Origin of the sequence: Paenibacillus allorhizosphaerae, from assembly GCF_042659105.1 — a bacterium.
In the GTDB taxonomy this organism is placed as follows: Bacteria; Bacillota; Bacilli; order Paenibacillales; family NBRC-103111; genus Paenibacillus_G; species Paenibacillus_G allorhizosphaerae.
The window spans coordinates 1-16,228 of the sequence record NZ_JBHSRV010000021.1 but is presented as its reverse complement, the minus strand read 5'-3'; the positions used below and the strand labels follow the sequence as shown (position 1 = coordinate 16,228).

Below are 16,228 nucleotides of genomic sequence, written 5' to 3'. Positions count from 1 at the left end.
AATCAAAAACGGCCCGCCTGTCGGCAAGCCGTTATGTAACATGTATTTATTGATGTATGGTTATGCGAAATTCACCGTCGTTGCTTTGAACCGTCACTTCAACGGATTCCGTCAGTATATCCGCATAGCTGTAGGAAACGCGCTTGAAAGCGTTCTGCTCTTGATCCAGCTTTACGATAAAAACGGAAGGGTAGGTTTCCTCCAAAACACCGGATCGTTCGATTGTCTTTCGGCGACCACCATTCGCTCTTAACATAATCTTTTGTCCGACATGAGGTTCCAAACTACGTTTGATCTCCAATAGCGTATTTTTAGCCATTGACCACTACCACCTCTTTCCTATAAGATTATACCCCAATGTAGGTAGTATGTCAATTTAAGCGAAATATTATATCAGCCGTACAAACCCATTGTCAACGGGATATTTCCTCATATTATGTAGAAAGGGGGGGAGTAAAGTAAGGTTTCGTTCACCATTTCTTCACATTGGTAACATTTGGAAAAAGAAAAAAGCACCTTTCGGCGCTTAAGTGAGGGTCGAATATTGCATTTTGGGTACGCCGCGACGGTAGCTTCCTAGTGATTCGACACCGCCTAGCCCTTCCAATCCGCTATGTGTCAAGCCGATGACATCGACGATGTTTACCGTCTCTTTAATCGGTGTATAGGCCACTTTCGCCGCAATGCAGAGCGGGTCGAGCGCATGAATGAGCACGCGGGCCGGAGAACTGGCGAAATTCGCTCCTGCGTGCAGGAGCGCTTCAAAGTGGGATTGGCAGGCTCCCGCAATCACGGTCAGTACATCGCGGTTTTTCTCATATTGTCTGGCAATGCGGACTGCATTTACAAAGTTATGTGAGTTTTTATAGCTGCTCAGCTGTGAAATATCGCCGGCGTTTCGATGCTTCAGAATGCCGTCATGCCCCGTAATCACAACGATATCCGGTTGGGTTTGCGGAAGCAAGCGATACAGGGCGTCGGCCATACTCGCTTCGGTTACGTAATATCCTTCGGCCGGGACTCGCAGTTCGCTGTACAGATTCATGCATTTGCGCAAGTAAAACGGGTCGCCGTCCAAATGAAGCACTTTTCCGGGGAGATCAAAATAAACCGGCCTGATCTTTATTTTCTCGCCCATGTCGGGCTGCAGATTTGCAGGAACGGCGGGCATCGGCGGAACAACCGCAGAACGCTTGAGCGAATCCAGCCATTGCGGGCTGGCCGCCGCCACATATTGGAAAGGGTCCCGCTGCGGTAAGGCATCCAGGTCCAAGAGCGGAGCGTCCGCGAGCAGCCGAAGCTCCACACCGCGGAGCACCGCATATTGCTGTCTTATCTCTTGAATCTTGAAAACAATGTCACCGCCATACGATCTGCGAGTGACCAAGTCTCCTTGCTTCATAGCTGCATCGCCTCCTCGTCTATCGTATGGCGACGATGGGCAAATGGTGCAAGGAACACTTGTTTTGGCTAGCCGTTTCCTCTCAAAGCCTGGCTCAGATGCCGGCTTAGAACGGCATATTCTTCAATTGACAGCGTTTCGCCGCGGCGGGAGGGCTCGATCCCTGCAGCGTGCAAAATATGCTCCAGCTCACTCTTCGTCTCCTTGCTGAAAAATTTGGAGGCGAGATTATTATAGATGGTTTTTCTTCGTTGAACGAAGCTCGCGTGCACGACATCAAAGAAAAACGATTCGTCCTCGACGTCAACCGGTGGGCGTTCGCGCACTTTCAGCTTGATGACGGCCGAATCCACGTTAGGCTGAGGAATAAAGACGGTACGCGGCACAACCGTTACGATCTCCGGCTCGCAATAATATTGAACCGCAATGCTGAGGCTGCCGTATTCTTTGCCGCCGGGCTTTGCCGCCATGCGCTCGGCCACTTCTTTCTGGATCATCACGACGATGTTCTCCAAAGGCAGCTTTTGTTCCAAAAGCATCATAATGATCGGAGTCGTAATGTAATACGGCAAATTGGCTACAACGCTCACGCGGGCAACTTCGTGAAAATGCTCGTCAAACAGCTTCTTCAAATCGATCTTCAGCACATCGCCGTGAATAACCGCAGCGTGAGGATAGCCTTCCAGCGTCTCCTGCAGCAGCGGAAGCAGCCTTTGGTCGATTTCAACGGCTACGACGCGCTTAGCGACTTTCGCGAGCTGCTGGGTCAGCGCCCCGATGCCCGGACCGATCTCAAGGGCGCCTTTTGCTGCATCCAGATTTGCGGCCGATACAATTTTGTTTAAGATGTTCGGATCAATCAGAAAATTTTGTCCGAGGCTTTTTTTCAGCACGAATCCGTGCCTTTTAAGCAGGTCATTGGTTCGTTTGGGCGTCGCGATATCTTCCAGCACCGCCCGTTCCGTCTGTCCATGGATGTGATCTCTAGTCATGATTTGTACCCTCATTTTCCGCTAGCGGACGGCACGCTTCCAGAAACTCTTCCTGCGAAATCTGAAACATGCGGCAGCGGTTATAAAATTGTTTTCCGTTACAATAGCCGATTCCTAAATATTTGCCGACCATCATTCTTCGGGCGGCCGCCTCGGGATGGACGATGAGTCCAGCTTCCATCAGGTCTTCCCATGAAATTTGGGCTTCCGCCGACTGATAATCGGTGCGCACATTCTCAAGCGCCTCGCGAATCGCTTCTACGGATGCGTTCTCCACGCCGATATCTCCGCGGCTCGTCGCCGCTTCCTGGGTCAAAAAAGCATGCTTGCAGCCGGGCACTTCTTTCGAAATGATTTTGCGGATCCGTTCCCCCGCGTGGTCCGGGTCGGTGAAGACGATGACGCCTCTGCGCTCTTGCGCCAATCGGATCCGTTTCAACACATCTTTGTTGATCGCCGACCCGCCGGTTTCGATCGTCTCGGCTTCGACAGCCCGTTTCACGGCCGTTGTATCGTCTTTTCCTTCAACGACAATGATTTCCTTAATCATACCATACTTACCTTCTTTCGCTAACAGCAGAAAAGAAGAGGAACGTGTCGCACCTCTTCTTTCCTTCTCGTCTATATTATGAGTCTGCCCTAATTGCAAGTCATTAATCGGTTGTCGGCTTCTTCGGTCCGATGACATACACGGTATACCCGCGCTTCAATCCGAACCGGTTCGCATACGTATTGCTCTCGAAATAAACGTCCATGACGTTTCCTTTGATAGCGCTACCCGTATCCTCCGCTCTGCGGAATCCGATACCATCGATATAAACCCACCAACCCAAAGGAACGACCTTTGGATCTACTGCAATCGTGCGACCTTCCGTTACTGTCGTACCTGTAGCCGTCTTACCGAATCCCGGATGCGAGGTTCCTTTTCCTGTGGAACCAGCGGTATAAGCGGTAAGCGTGACATTATTGATGACCTGCTTGTAAGCAAAGGTCACTCCATTTTTCGATATTTCATCCACAGTGGGCGACGAGGCCGACAACACCGTTACCGGGTTTTTCGTGCCGATCGCAACAATCTTTTTTATACTTTCCGATTGGACTTTCTCGTCAACTACCTGTTCAGACACCAATTCGCCGTCTTCAAACACTTTTTCCTTCGTTTTGAGCAAGACGCCTTCTTGCCCTTCCTGAACTACTTGTTCTTTACCTTTCAAGAGCTGCGGTTCGTTGCGTTTGACAACTTCAAATGCAATCGGTTCCGTTACTTCTTCCGTCTCTTTCTTCACCCGTACAATTTGAATTTTATCATTTTCCGGCAAAGGCGCATCGATCGCAGGGGTTATTTTATCAAGCTCGCCCAAAGAAATGCTTAGTTCCTGCAGCGCACTTCCCACCGTTTTACCGATCGTGTATACCGTTTTGGTTTCTCCATCGGCGGTAAGCTCTACCGGCTTCGCCCGTTCAATCATAATCCGCTCTCCCGATTTGATCGCGCTCGCCAGGGAGTGAGACAGATGATCGTGCTCGCCGACAGCAATGCCTTGTTCATCCAGTATTCGTTGCAGATTCCCGTGCCGGGTTTGAAATGTTTTCTCCTGGCCGTCTACAACTACCGATACGCGCTTAATGGCCGTACCATACAACATCATTAAAAACATGAAAGCCATCGCGAATGAAATGAGTGCAATAATCGATATCATACGCAAGTTTTCATGCTTCCATCGCAATGCGAAGGACATGCTGGATGATCGTCTTACATGGGTTTGTTCCGTTGACACAACGCCCACTAGTTCGGTCCTCCTTCAAAGCCTCGCCACCCGAGTGTTTTGCATGAGTAGATCTGACGCGACTATGGTAATTTAGTTTGGCTCCACACCAACGCTGCTTCCGAGTAGCGCATCGCTGCGTTACAGTTTGCAGCAACCTCCGTCCGGTGTCATCAGAACTGCGACTTGCCTGCAGCCCCACCTCCTTGGGACACATGTTTATGAACCGGCTCGGACCTTTATCCCATCTAACGGGGAAACACAAAAAAAAGTCAGCGGAGAAGAGGGCTCTTCCCGTGACTTTTCTCATTTGTTCAAATGAAAATAGAAGCACACGACAATTTACCTCTCTCTTAACGCTTACGAGGTTAGCTGACGGATTCGGACTTGAGAGTCGCCCTACCCATGTTGCAATGAATAGCCGGAATACCGGTATTCGTTGTCAACCAGTGCATCTGCATGCACTTGGGATTCACCCCTATTTTACACCGCTGCCGCCGGCCGAAGCCAAACAGCATGCAATGCGGTTCCCCCGTTTCCCATTTGGAAACTCAGCGAAGTTGGAAATATGGTAATCGTTATGAAGTTATTATTGAGTTTACGATGGGAAGGTAGAAGTTGTAAAGTATACAAACTCGAAAAATTAGAGTGAATTTTGGCCGAAATCACCATTATTCATTGTTTTTCCGAATAAAAACCTTATATTTCTTTTCCGCACATCTATTTTTCATCGTTTTTCTTCATTTATCTTCAGTCGAACAAAAAACAGGCCGTCCCCATCGGCACCTTTTTTCACTTTAAGCGAAAAAAAGCCATCGCATTTCGGGTTGTGATCTCCGCCAGCTCCTCTACCGAAATTCCCTTAATTTCCGCCGCAGTCTCGGCAACAAGACGGACGTAGGAAGACTCGTTTCGCTTGCCGCGGTAAGGGTGCGGGGCCAAATAAGGCGCGTCCGTCTCAATCAATAAGCGGTCGAGCGGCACGTGTTGAAGCACTTCTTTGGGCTGCCTGGCATTTTTGAACGTAACCGGTCCGCCGAATGAAATGTAAAAATTCATATCCAGACACAGCTTCGCCGTCTCCCAGCTTCCGGAATAGCAATGCATGACGCCGCCGACCTCCGCCGCCTTTTCTTCTCGGAGCGTTTGCACCACATCGTGATGGGCGTCCCGGTTATGGATGACAATCGGCATTCCGACTTTGCGGGCCAGCCGGATTTGCTCCCGGAATACCCGATCCTGCACGTCTTTGGGGGACGTGTCCCAATAATAATCGAGGCCGATCTCGCCGATCGCCACCACTTTCTCATGCCGGCAAAGCGACTCGAGCCATTCCAGATCTTCAGGCAGCATATCTTTGGCATCCGTCGGATGCCAGCCAACCGTAGAATAGATGAAATCGTACTGCTCGGCCAGCGCAATGGAGCTCGGTATCGTTTCCCGGTTAAAACCGACATTGATAATTCGACGAATTCCGTTCTGCTGCGCGCGTTCGATGACCTGTTGTCGATCTTCATCGAACTGAGGCGCATTCAAGTGTGCATGCGTATCTATGAGCATAAAGCGACTCCTTTTGTCTTCTATTTGATAATCATCTTGGAAAGGAAGGAAAATCATTTAAGTTGAGAGCAGTTTTTGCAAATCCGGGTCAAATTGAGAAAGATGTTTCGTAATGAACTCCTGTGGGTAATACAGATGGTATTTTCCCATGTGGATGCCGCTGATCGATCTTACGATCTCGGATTTTCTGGAAATTTCAGTAAGACGATCTTTGGAATCGAGCAGCAGGATGGGCAATTTTTCATCGTGCACACCGGGTCGATATACATCATAGGAAAGATCGGACGGAAAATCAATTTCCAGATAATATGCCGGATCGATGCCGAACCGTTCTAATTGGGCTCGGAGCCGCTCCATTTGCCCGTCGTCGATCCGCTCCAGCGTTATATATTGGAACAATCGCCGCTGCAAAAAACGGGAGCATAAGTCGGCCAAAGTCCGATCCTCTTCCATGGACCATTGCATCAAAGCTGTTTGCATCAAGGCTTCGTCCAGCAAGTAATAATCATCCACCGTCAATGCTTGATTAAACAGGTTGAGTAGAGGCGGAAGCATGAAGCGGAACGAGTAGCTGCTTTCATACAAGTGCTTCGCTCTCTGAAAAATTTTGTGCAAAATGACTTCAGCACTTCGGGTGACAGGATGAAAGTAGACCTGCCAATACATTTGATAGCGCGACATTAAGTAATCTTCCACAGCATGCATGCCGCTTTCTTTCACGACAATATGACCTTGATAAGGACGCATGACGCGAAGAATGCGCTCCAAATCAAAAGTGCCATAATTGACGCCTGTAAAATAAGCATCGCGCAGCAAGTAATCCATCCGGTCCGCATCCAACTGGCTGGATACAAGGCTGACGACGATTTCGTGGGTGTATGTCTTGGCAATAATACCGGCAACCTGCTGGGGAAAGGTAGGCGAAGCTTGCCGCAGAACTTGATTGACTTCCGTGTCGCCCAGCACAATTCGACACGACCATTCTTCATGATGCGTACCGAACGTTTTTTCGATGGAATGGGAGAACGGCCCGTGTCCGACATCGTGCAGAAGCGCGGCACAAAGGCACAGCAATCGTTCTTCCTTCGGCCAGTCTACATACGCGTTGCGTTCAAATTGCGAGATGATTTTGCGGGTGATTTCATATACCCCAAGCGAATGGGAAAAACGACTGTGTTCCGCGCCATGGAAAGTCAGAAAGCATGTGCCTAACTGGCGAATGCGCCGCAATCGTTGAAATTCTTTTGTATTAATCAAATCCCAAATCGTTTGATCCTGCACGTAAATATATTTGTGTACCGGATCTTTGAAAACTTTTTCTTCGTGCAAGGGGGTTGTCATCTGCATCTTCCTCCGAAACCCGATTTGTTTCATTCCGTTGTTTTTCGACAAAGAAAGTCATGGAACGTTCACATACTTGTCGAATAATGTCGTACTTTTAGCCTTAATAAAATACCATCTTTCGTTATATTTTACCAAGAAATCGATCCATGTAGTATATTTTCAATCGGAAAAATCGCGAAGAAACGGGGGAAATTCGTGTTCTGGCGCGCTATTGCATGACACTTTCGTTTTTCTTGGTGAACGTCATGAAATAAATCTATGAAAATATGGTTGACTATTTTGGGAATGGTTGGTATCATATGTATAAAGAATTATGTCGAATAATGACGATTAATTTTTTCGTAGCGATTCGCTGCTCCGCATAACTTCATGAGAGGGGAATATCATTATGATGAAATCTACTGGTATTGTTAGAAAGGTCGACGAGTTGGGACGTGTCGTTATTCCTATCGAACTGCGCAGAACGCTGGGCATCGGAGAAAAAGACGCTTTGGAAATTTACGTAGACGGCGAACGCATCATGCTGAAGAAATATGAGCCTGCATGTATCTTCTGCGGCAACGCAGAAAACGTTTCGTACTTCAAAGGAAAAATTGTTTGCCATGAATGCCTAACGGAAATGCCAATACCTGTGACAAAATAAAAAAAATAGGTTATAATAAAGATAGCAATTTTAACTAAGGTAATTCTAACCTTTTTCATATCTCCTCTATTCCCTGACTCGACATGAGTCAGGGATTTTTTTTGTAACGTTCGGCGCCCTGCTTTATCCAATCCGCTTTCCTTTCCGTCGGAGTATGCCCTCTGAAGCCGGTGGGTATACGGCCGGATCCGGAACATCCGCGTTTATTCGCGATGCAGCAAATTATACAGCTCCCGCTTCGGAACTCCCCGATCGTGAGCGGCTTTCCGCAGCGCTTCCTTGTGGTCCACGCCTTCGCTCTCGTACTTCGCCACATGCTGCTCCGGCGTCAGGCCCATCCACCAGGCGGCTTCCGCTTGATCCTCCGAAGCCAGGCCGCCGCGCACTACGACACAATATTCGCCCTGCGGCGGATGTTCATCCAAATGCTCGAGACACTCTGCGATCGTGCCGCGAACGGCTTCCTCGTACTTTTTGGTCAATTCCCGCACAAGGCAAATGTCCCGGTCTTCGCCCAACACTTCGGCCATCACCGACAGCATTTTCACAAGCCGGTGTGGCGACTCGTAGCAGATCCAAGTGCCACTCTCGCGCTTCAGCGTACCGAGCTCGCGCTCAAGCGGCTTTTTGTCGCGGGGCAGGAAGCCGACGAAGGCGAACCGGTCTGTCGGCAAGCCGGAGATGATCAATGCGGACAGCGCCGCATTCGCCCCCGGAATCGGCACGACGGCGATGCCGGCGTCCACCGCCATCCGTACGAGATCCTCTCCAGGATCGCAGATCGCGGGCAGCCCCGCATCGCTGACCAGCGCGATGGAGTCGCCTGCCTGAAGCAGCCGGATGAGTTCCGGTCCACTGGCGTTCTTGTTATGCTCGTGATAGCTCACGAGTCGCGTCCCAATGTCGAAGTGCGTCAGCAGCTTGCGCGTTTGACGCGTATCCTCCGCGGCGATCCATTGCACTTCCCGCAGCACTCGAACCGCACGATACGTCATATCTTCCAAATTGCCGATGGGGGTTCCGACCAAATACAGCTTGCCGAGAGCCGTGGCTCCCCCCGAAGGCTCAACATAGCTTTTTTGAATAATCAATATGCATCGTTTCCTTTACTATGTAATCATGATCAATCGCGTCGTGCCATTTCTTCATCTATAAGAGCTTCACGTTTGCCGTAATAAATCTCGATGAGTTCGTCGCTATATTCGGTCCCGTTCTTGTAAACGATCAGCGGCGGGAGCAGCCGCACTTCCGGTTTCCCGTCGCGCAGCGCCTCGATCAGCACCATATTGGCTTCGCTATCGGCGCGGGGATGAACAAAGCGGATTCGCTTCGGCTCCAGCCGATGCTCCCGCATCGCAGCGAAGATTTCGACAAGCCGGCTCGGCCGATGAACCATGGCCACCCGTCCGCCGCTGCGGACGAGCCTGCTGCTGACGCGAACGACATCGTCCAGCGTACAGAATACTTCATGTCTTGCTGCAGCCACATGCAAATTTTCATTTTGTTCGCCGCTCGGTACTGGCAAATACGGCGGGTTGATGGTGACCACATCGAATACGCCGTTTCCCAGGTCCCTGACTGCATCGCGAAGATCGCCGTGTACGACCGTGATCCGCTCTTCCAATCCGTTCAGCCTTACATTGCGATGGGCCATATCCGCGAGCCGTTCCTGAATTTCTACACATGTAATATGCGCTTTCGTGCGCGTTGTCAACAGCAGCGGAATGACGCCGTTGCCGGTGCACAAGTCGGCAATCCTGCCGCGAGGCGGCAGTTGGCAGAACCGCGCCAGCAGTACGGCATCCAAGGAAAAGCTGAATACTTCCTCGCTTTGAATGATTTTCAATTGCTGCGTGAGCAGGTCGTCAACCCGCTCAGATGCATGTAAAGGTATCGTTTCCAAGCTTTCGCCTCTTTCTGATTCACAAAACTTCATTAGATGCATTTCGAATCCAACCTATTGCTCTGAAAAAAACCGTAGAGAAGGTTCGCTTCCCTACGGCCGGTTGTTATTTATTTAAAAATGACATACAGAACAAGCAATCGCCTTCCATCCGCAGATGGCCGTAATTAACATTACAGATGTGAAAGCCTTCTTGATAAATACGCGCAAGATTGTCGTAGCCTTCCCCTGTAGGTTCTCTGCCTTGAGCCGTTGAAACGGCTGCACCGCCCGAAGCCGCTTGCAATAAAGGAGCAGCCGGTGCGGAATCTTTCTTTAACAGCTTACGCAGTTGACCGTTTTCTATACTGAGCCGCTTGTTTTCCTCAAGCAATTCGATAATTTGCCGTTTAATTTCGCCAAGCTCGGTATATAAAGCGCCCATCTGCTCTTCCATCTGATCAATTTGTACGAATATATCTCTTTTATCCACGCTCTCACCCCAAAGTGTAAGCAGCTTGTCCGTATCGATTGCCTCCTTAATGCTGCTCTACCACGTCATCCAATGGAAGATCCATTACTTTCTTCAATTCGAATACTTGCACTTTCGCCGTACGTTCGTTCACATTGAGCGAAATCAGCCGTCCGTTACCGAACGATGTAATCACTTCGCAGCCTACGCGTGGCAAATCGTCTTTCGCGCTTTCATAATTGTCGTGCTCGTATTTGAGACAGCACATCAGCCGCCCGCATAAACCGGAAATTTTTGTCGGATTGAGCGACAAATTTTGATCCTTGGCCATCTTGATGGACACGGGCTCAAAATCGCCGAGGAACGAGGAGCAGCAAAGAATGCGTCCGCAAGGACCAATGCCTCCGAGCATCTTGGCTTCATCCCTGACGCCGATTTGGCGCAATTCGATCCGGGTCCGGAATATGCTGGCCAAATCTTTCACCAATTCGCGAAAATCGACTCGTCCTTCCGCGGTGAAATAAAAAATAATTTTGTTCCGGTCAAATGTATATTCAACATCAACCAGCTTCATTCGCAGCTGATGATCCCTGATTTTCTCCTGACATATGGCAAACGCGTTTTTCGCCGCCTGCTTATTATCTTCGACTAGCTGCGCATCCTGCGTATCCGCTATGCGAATAACTTTTTTGAGCGGAAGCACGACATCGGCTTCGCCTACCGTTCGGCGGCCAATCACGACTTTCCCGTATTCGACGCCGCGCGCGGTTTCCACAATGACGCTGCTGTCTTTGTCTACCGGTAAATCGCTCGGGTCGAAGTAATAAATTTTCCCCGCCTTCTTGAAGCGGACCCCTACAACAGAGAACAACCCTACACCCCCTTGAGCCGCATTAGTAGTTTTTCCAGCGCTAGCTGGGGATTCGTATGAAAACGCAGTCGTTTCTGCGTCTCTATCGCTTGTTCCATGCATGCAATCCAATGATGCGTCGGATACAGCATTGCCTGCTGGGCCATCCAGTCCGTTTGATCCTTATATATAAGTGACTCTCGGTTTCCAACGCTAAGCTGTACCATATCCTTGAGCCATAAGATAAGCATGTCCAAAAATGTTACAAGATGCTCCGAGAGCTCCCCCTTCGTCAGCTTCTGCTGTGCGGTGAGCAGCGCTGAAGGCAACCGGCTGAGACTCTCCTTCGTTAATTGTATCACTAGGTTTCGGAGTTCTGCAAACCCATTTCCTTGCATTAACGCGCGAGCAGCGTCGACTCCGGCCGCCAACTGCACGGAAATTTGCACTAAAGCGGACGGATGCCCTTCTTTCAGCAGCGCTTCCGTCATGGCACTCCGCGCCATCGGCACAAAAGGAATCCATTGAGAACGAGAGCGAATGGTAGGCAGCAAAGCTTGTCCGTTCTCGGTAATGAGGATCGCCACGACTTGGGATGCCGGCTCCTCCAAAAATTTGAGCAGGCTGTTGGCAGCCTGCACTGTCATCGTCTCCGCCTTCTCCAGCACATACATCTTCGTACCCGACGCGGAAGCACGGTAGGCGAACTGCTGCTGCAGCTCGCGGATTTGCTCAATCTTGATCGACGCCCCGTCGGGTACGACCCAATGCAAATCCGGATGATTGCCGTGCTCCACCTTGCGGCAGTTCAAGCATTCCCCGCAAGCATCATCCTCCAGCACCTGACAGTAAATGGCCTTGGCAAACTCTTTTGCCATCGCTCTTCGCCCGGTTCCGGAAGGTCCGGTAAATATATAGGCATGCGATACTTTGTCCGACCTCAAGCTGTTTTGCAATATACGTTTGACTCGGTCTTGACCGGCTATCGATTGAAAAGACATGATTGCGTTCCTTTCTGCTGCCCGCGCGGTCCGTTAACCGGCTAGCTAGAAGAACAAATTGATCAGCATGCCGCGAACCTCGCCGATCTTTTGCAGCAGGTCAATTCGTCCCTGCTCCGATTCCAGCATCTCGTCGGCCATGCCGAGCAGTTCAAGATCAATCTCCTCGAGCAGCTTATACCGCTTCGTCCGCCCGCGGCGATCCCAACCGCGCGTTTCCCTCAGCTGTACCCCGCGGCGGACGGTTTCCTCCAAAAACCGCTTTACGAGCAGCTTATACTGCCGCAGCTCGCGAACCGTCATCGATTTGGCAAGCCGCTGCCCCTGCTGGTCGATTTGAAGCAGGCTTTGCTGCAGCTCTTCCCGGGTTGCCCTCTCATGCTGGCTCAGCATCATGTCGGAGAACGATTTTTGCCCAAGCTGCTGGGATGACAAGCTCTCGTTTCGGATCAGTTCTTTTCCGAGAGGGCGCCAACCGGGGTTTATTTTCACAGACGACAGTCCTCTCTTCTAGAAGTGTTCGAACCGTTCCACCGGAAGCACGAACACCGCGGCACCACCGACCTGCACCTCAACCGGGAATGGAATATAGGAGTCCGTTGTTCCTCCCATAGGAGAAACGGGTGTGACCATTTGCTCTCTGATTTTACAGTTCGACTTAATGACCGTAAGCACTTCATTCACCCGGTCATCTTCCGTACCGATCAGAAACGTCGTGTTTCCCGCCCGCAAAAAGCCGCCAGTACTTGCTAATTTGGTCGCCCGAAAGCCCTCTTTAATCAGCGCATTCGACAAGCGGTTGCTGTCCTTATCCTGCACAACGGCAATAACCAGCTTCATAGCCCAGCCTCCTCGTTTCTAAAGGATTAACTACCTTTTCCTACGGTTGCCACGTGTACTAATTAGACAAAAAGTCGAAAAATTCCTTCAATAATATAGGTAAAATTATTATACTCGTCTGAGTAGGCTTTGGTTCAAAATTTCTTTAATTTGTTCCAGCACCGTCTCCAGTCGTTGTTCGGCGTCGACGCGAATGACCCTCTCCGGGAACATCGCTATCACCTTCGCATAGCCTTCTCTTACTTTTTCGTGAAAATCGAGCGATTCCAGATCGAGCCGATTCACTTCCCGGCTTTGATCGGCCCGGATGCGAGCCAGTCCGGTTTCGGGGCGAACGTCCATATAAATCGTTAGATCAGGCATCCAGTCTCCGATCGCAAAACGGTTCACAGCCCATACTTCATTCATTCCGAGTCCACGCGCATATCCTTGATAGGCCAAGCTGCTGTCGATAAAGCGGTCGCATACGACGACCTTCCCCGCCTGCAAAGCCGGAATGACCTTCTCCGCCAGGTGCTGCCTTCGGGCGGCAGCATACAATAGAGCCTCCGTGCGTCCATCCATGGCGGTGTTGCTTTTGTCCAAAATGACGGAGCGGATTTGTTCCGCGATCGGAATGCCTCCGGGTTCGCGTGTGGATACCGCTTCATATCCGTTTTTCGTTACTTGTTCTATGATGACGCGGATCGCGGAAGTTTTTCCCGCACCTTCTCCGCCTTCCACCGTAATAAAAAGACCGTTTCGCACGTTTTCTAGACTCCTGTTCTGCTTAAACGTTTACAATACCACTATACCACAAAATTGCATATCACGCCGGAGCAATCCGATCCGGGAATACCGGAACGGTTCGTTGCGCCGCAAGATCGTGTCCGTGAAACCTGGAACCCCCTTCGGCGAGCCGCTTCAGATAAGCTGCCATCGAAGGGCTGATAAGCTCACCCCGATGCAGAACAGGAATGCCCGGCGGGTAGGGAACGATCATTTCCGCAGCCGTATGGCCGGCGCATTCAGCAATCTGCATGTATGCGATATCGCCTTCCTCATTCGCCAGTGCACTCAAATCAAATGCAACCGGATGCGAGATTGATTCCTCCCAGTAGCTTTGTCCGCGGGGACGGACGATCGCCACTTGATTCGCTCGCCCTGGCGCATCGCAAGTGCGGGCGATGTCTGCCAACGCCTCGCTTAACCGGTGGGCATCCTCCGGCTTACTGGACAAACTAAACACCAACAGCACATAATCCGGATCTGCCATTTCAGGGAAACAGCCTCGTTGTTCCAATGCTTCCTTTAGCGCATAGCCATCCATAAGTCCAGCGGAATCATATATCAACACTTTGAACGGATCGAACGTTAGCTCCCCTTTTCTCTCAACAACACGAAAACGGTCTTGCTGCCTGATTCGGTTTATGCTTTCCTTTACCGTCAGAAGCCCCTGTTCCATTAGCGCTGCGCCCTGCTCCTGCATCATTCTCCGGCTGATATCCAGGCTCGCCATAATCGGGTAGGACGGGCTGGAGCTCTGAATCATCGCAAGCGACTTCCCGATGGCACTGCGCTGAACCCGTTCTCCCTGCACGTGCAGCATGGCTCCCATGGTCATTGCCGACAACATTTTATGCGTGGATTGTACCGCCGCATCGGCTCCAGCCGTCATAGCACGTTCGGGCAGCGCCGGATGAAATCCGAAATGCGCGCCGTGCGCTTCATCTACCAGCAGCACCTTGTCATGAGCGTGAAGCAGCTGTGCCAGTGCTTTCAAATCTGCCGCCGTCCCATAGTAGCTTGGACTTGTAACGAACAGTCCTTTCGCTTCGGGATATCGTCTCAACGCCTCTATAAGCTCTTCCGGATGAACGCCGAGCCGCAGTCCCGTTTGCTCGCAAATCCTTGGCGTGACAAATACGGCCCTCGCTCCTGCCAGCATCAATCCGTGCAGCACCGACTTGTGCGCGTCCCGTTGGACCAGCAGCACATCCCCCCGCCGGCAAACCGCCATGATCATCGCCAAATTACCCGATGTGCTGCCGCCAACAAGAAACCACGTTTGTTCCGCCCCAAAGCACTCGGCTGCCAACTTCTGCGCCTCGTCTATCGCCTCTTCCGGATGATGCAGATCGTCTAGCCCCGGAATTTCAGTCAAATCTATTTTCAACAGATGGTGATAATACCGCTCGGCCTCCCCGTAGCCTTTCGATCCCGATTTATGCCCCGGTACGTGAAAGCTGACGACATCCGCATCATGATGTGCTTTTAGCCGCTCGAACAAGGGGGCTTTCGTACTTCTCATTATGAAATTTCACCCTTTTTCGATAATTTGCTTTATTGTATCAAACAAAACGGCCCGCTTCCATCCTGTTGGATAAAAGGGGCTTCTTATCTCATACATCTATGCATTTTTTTTATATAAAATCTGCTTCATTTGGTGTATAAAAAAAGGATACTTTACATCGCTGACGTCCGTTCTTATCATTTCCGTCTCGCAATCCTCACATATGAATTCCGATATAATCATGATGCCTTGTTCTTTTGCTTGACCGCAAATGATACAGGAAGGAGCTGGAGCTAAATCGTTTTGCAGCGCATCGCCCATGTCGATTCACCTCTATTCTTCTTTTCTACCAGTATGTCCGTATATGCTCTGCTATAAACGTCCTAAACTATTTTTATGTAAATAGGGCTTATCCGGTGCATTGACGCTTATGTTTTTTTCGGCCTTGTCCGATATATGTATTGTACTGCAAGTCACTTTGGAACGAAAAGGTGAGGTTAGATCGCTTGAAACCGTTGAATGACAAATCTCTTTCCAAAAATTCTACCATTTACAACTATCGCCTGCTTAAAAGAGTATATCATAATCCGGTCATCGTTTGGATCATTTGGGCGTTACCGGGTTGCTTGCTCATTCTCGATCTGCTGCTGGGCTACTCGGTGCTGCCGCTTCTGCTCGGCATGGCGGCATTACCGATCGTTCACTCCTTGTTTATTCGTTTGCTCTATAAAATGAAGGAAGGCCGGGCACCGCGAGACTGGCTTTGGTCTTTGGACCAACCATGGCTCGGAGTTATACCGGGAAGCTACATCTCGTTCTCCAAACTTTTCAGCATACATCTGCAATTGTTTTGGATGACACTGGTTATTATGTGCTGCTTTTATCCCTGGACCTCTTCTAATGTATTATCGCACATCATTTTTGTTCATCTGTGGATCATGGTACCGCGGTTTGTCATATTTTATCGCATGCGCCAATACATATCGGAAGGCTACATTCGATTGAATAAAAAAGAAACGTCCTGCTATGAGCAATAGCGGGACGTTCTCCGTTCCACAGTCACAAAAAAGCCTCACTGGATTTCTCCAATGAGGCTCTTCTTGTTGCTTGGCGACGTTCTACTCTCCCAGGACCCTGCGGTCCAAGTACCATCGACGCTGGAAGGCTTAACGTTCGTGTTCGGGATGGGTACGCGTGGTTCCCT

General features: G+C 50.2%; 19 protein-coding genes, 1 rRNA gene and 1 riboswitch. Of the genes, 2 read left to right on the top strand and 18 right to left on the bottom strand.

Features of this window, described 5'->3' with window-relative positions:
* Positions 1-46: 46 nt before the first annotated feature.
* From veg to ACFQI7_RS33820, 7 genes are all read right to left on the bottom strand, one after another.
* On the bottom strand, positions 47-319 hold the full coding sequence (gene veg, locus ACFQI7_RS33850) for a biofilm formation stimulator Veg (RefSeq protein WP_218102534.1): 273 nt from the start codon (positions 317-319) through the stop codon (positions 47-49).
* A 207-nt stretch (positions 320-526) separates the two neighbouring features.
* On the bottom strand, positions 527-1,402 hold the full coding sequence (gene yabG / locus ACFQI7_RS33845) for a sporulation peptidase YabG (RefSeq protein ID WP_218102533.1): 876 nt from the start codon (positions 1,400-1,402) through the stop codon (positions 527-529).
* A 68-nt stretch (positions 1,403-1,470) separates the two neighbouring features.
* Positions 1,471-2,394, bottom strand: a complete 924-nt coding sequence (gene rsmA, locus ACFQI7_RS33840; protein ID WP_329958286.1) for a 16S rRNA (adenine(1518)-N(6)/adenine(1519)-N(6))-dimethyltransferase RsmA — start codon at positions 2,392-2,394, stop codon at positions 1,471-1,473.
* The gene (rnmV, locus tag ACFQI7_RS33835; RefSeq protein WP_218102532.1) at positions 2,387-2,944 is read right to left on the bottom strand and encodes a ribonuclease M5; all 558 of its coding nucleotides are present in this window, start codon (positions 2,942-2,944) and stop codon (positions 2,387-2,389) included. Before rnmV ends, rsmA begins: the two co-directional genes overlap by 8 nt.
* Before the next feature lie 103 nt (positions 2,945-3,047).
* On the bottom strand, positions 3,048-4,181 hold the full coding sequence (locus ACFQI7_RS33830) for a 3D domain-containing protein (RefSeq protein ID WP_230415609.1): 1,134 nt from the start codon (positions 4,179-4,181) through the stop codon (positions 3,048-3,050).
* Between the two features lie 320 nt (positions 4,182-4,501).
* Positions 4,502-4,727, bottom strand: a riboswitch (cyclic di-AMP (ydaO/yuaA leader).
* A gap of 225 nt (positions 4,728-4,952) precedes the next feature.
* On the bottom strand, positions 4,953-5,720 hold the full coding sequence (locus tag ACFQI7_RS33825; RefSeq protein ID WP_218102531.1) for a TatD family hydrolase: 768 nt from the start codon (positions 5,718-5,720) through the stop codon (positions 4,953-4,955).
* A gap of 57 nt (positions 5,721-5,777) precedes the next feature.
* Positions 5,778-7,061: an HD domain-containing protein gene (locus ACFQI7_RS33820; RefSeq protein ID WP_218102530.1), complete on the bottom strand. Its 1,284-nt coding sequence runs from the start codon at positions 7,059-7,061 to the stop codon at positions 5,778-5,780.
* A gap of 391 nt (positions 7,062-7,452) precedes the next feature.
* Between ACFQI7_RS33820 and ACFQI7_RS33815 the strand changes: the two genes are divergently transcribed.
* Complete coding sequence (locus ACFQI7_RS33815; protein WP_218102529.1) at positions 7,453-7,707, top strand: AbrB/MazE/SpoVT family DNA-binding domain-containing protein; 255 nt, start codon at positions 7,453-7,455, stop codon at positions 7,705-7,707.
* 203 nt (positions 7,708-7,910) lie between these two features.
* On the opposite strand, the gene rsmI is transcribed toward ACFQI7_RS33815, so the two are convergent.
* From rsmI to ACFQI7_RS33765, 10 genes are all read right to left on the bottom strand, one after another.
* On the bottom strand, positions 7,911-8,798 hold the full coding sequence (gene rsmI, locus ACFQI7_RS33810) for a 16S rRNA (cytidine(1402)-2'-O)-methyltransferase (protein WP_218102528.1): 888 nt from the start codon (positions 8,796-8,798) through the stop codon (positions 7,911-7,913).
* Positions 8,799-8,830: 32 nt separating this feature from the next.
* On the bottom strand, positions 8,831-9,643 hold the full coding sequence (locus tag ACFQI7_RS33805) for a tRNA1(Val) (adenine(37)-N6)-methyltransferase (RefSeq protein WP_218102605.1): 813 nt from the start codon (positions 9,641-9,643) through the stop codon (positions 8,831-8,833).
* Positions 9,644-9,716: 73 nt separating this feature from the next.
* Positions 9,717-10,082, bottom strand: coding sequence for a DNA replication initiation control protein YabA (gene yabA / locus ACFQI7_RS33800; RefSeq protein ID WP_218102527.1), 366 nt, complete (start codon positions 10,080-10,082; stop codon positions 9,717-9,719).
* A 46-nt stretch (positions 10,083-10,128) separates the two neighbouring features.
* A complete protein-coding gene (locus tag ACFQI7_RS33795; RefSeq protein ID WP_218102526.1) occupies positions 10,129-10,932 on the bottom strand; it encodes a PSP1 domain-containing protein in 804 nt (267 codons plus the stop codon).
* A gap of 2 nt (positions 10,933-10,934) precedes the next feature.
* Entirely contained in the window at positions 10,935-11,912 is a 978-nt protein-coding gene (holB, locus tag ACFQI7_RS33790; protein WP_218102525.1) for a DNA polymerase III subunit delta', read from the bottom strand.
* Between the two features lie 45 nt (positions 11,913-11,957).
* Positions 11,958-12,404, bottom strand: a complete 447-nt coding sequence (locus ACFQI7_RS33785; RefSeq protein WP_218102524.1) for a YaaR family protein — start codon at positions 12,402-12,404, stop codon at positions 11,958-11,960.
* 18 nt (positions 12,405-12,422) lie between these two features.
* Positions 12,423-12,752, bottom strand: coding sequence for a cyclic-di-AMP receptor (locus ACFQI7_RS33780; protein WP_218102523.1), 330 nt, complete (start codon positions 12,750-12,752; stop codon positions 12,423-12,425).
* A 108-nt stretch (positions 12,753-12,860) separates the two neighbouring features.
* Positions 12,861-13,499, bottom strand: a complete 639-nt coding sequence (gene tmk / locus ACFQI7_RS33775; RefSeq protein WP_218102522.1) for a dTMP kinase — start codon at positions 13,497-13,499, stop codon at positions 12,861-12,863.
* Between the two features lie 61 nt (positions 13,500-13,560).
* Complete coding sequence (locus ACFQI7_RS33770) at positions 13,561-15,042, bottom strand: aminotransferase class I/II-fold pyridoxal phosphate-dependent enzyme (protein ID WP_218102520.1); 1,482 nt, start codon at positions 15,040-15,042, stop codon at positions 13,561-13,563.
* Positions 15,043-15,141: 99 nt separating this feature from the next.
* Positions 15,142-15,345 (bottom strand): sigma factor G inhibitor Gin, encoded by a 204-nt coding sequence (locus ACFQI7_RS33765; protein ID WP_218102519.1) that lies wholly within the window; start codon positions 15,343-15,345, stop codon positions 15,142-15,144.
* A 185-nt stretch (positions 15,346-15,530) separates the two neighbouring features.
* Here ACFQI7_RS33765 and ACFQI7_RS33760 point away from each other — a divergent pair, with 185 nt between their 5' ends.
* Positions 15,531-16,061 (top strand): hypothetical protein, encoded by a 531-nt coding sequence (locus ACFQI7_RS33760; protein ID WP_218102518.1) that lies wholly within the window; start codon positions 15,531-15,533, stop codon positions 16,059-16,061.
* Between the two features lie 68 nt (positions 16,062-16,129).
* On the opposite strand, the gene rrf is transcribed toward ACFQI7_RS33760, so the two are convergent.
* Positions 16,130-16,228: ribosomal RNA gene (gene rrf / locus ACFQI7_RS33755) — 5S ribosomal RNA — on the bottom strand; the annotation flags it as partial.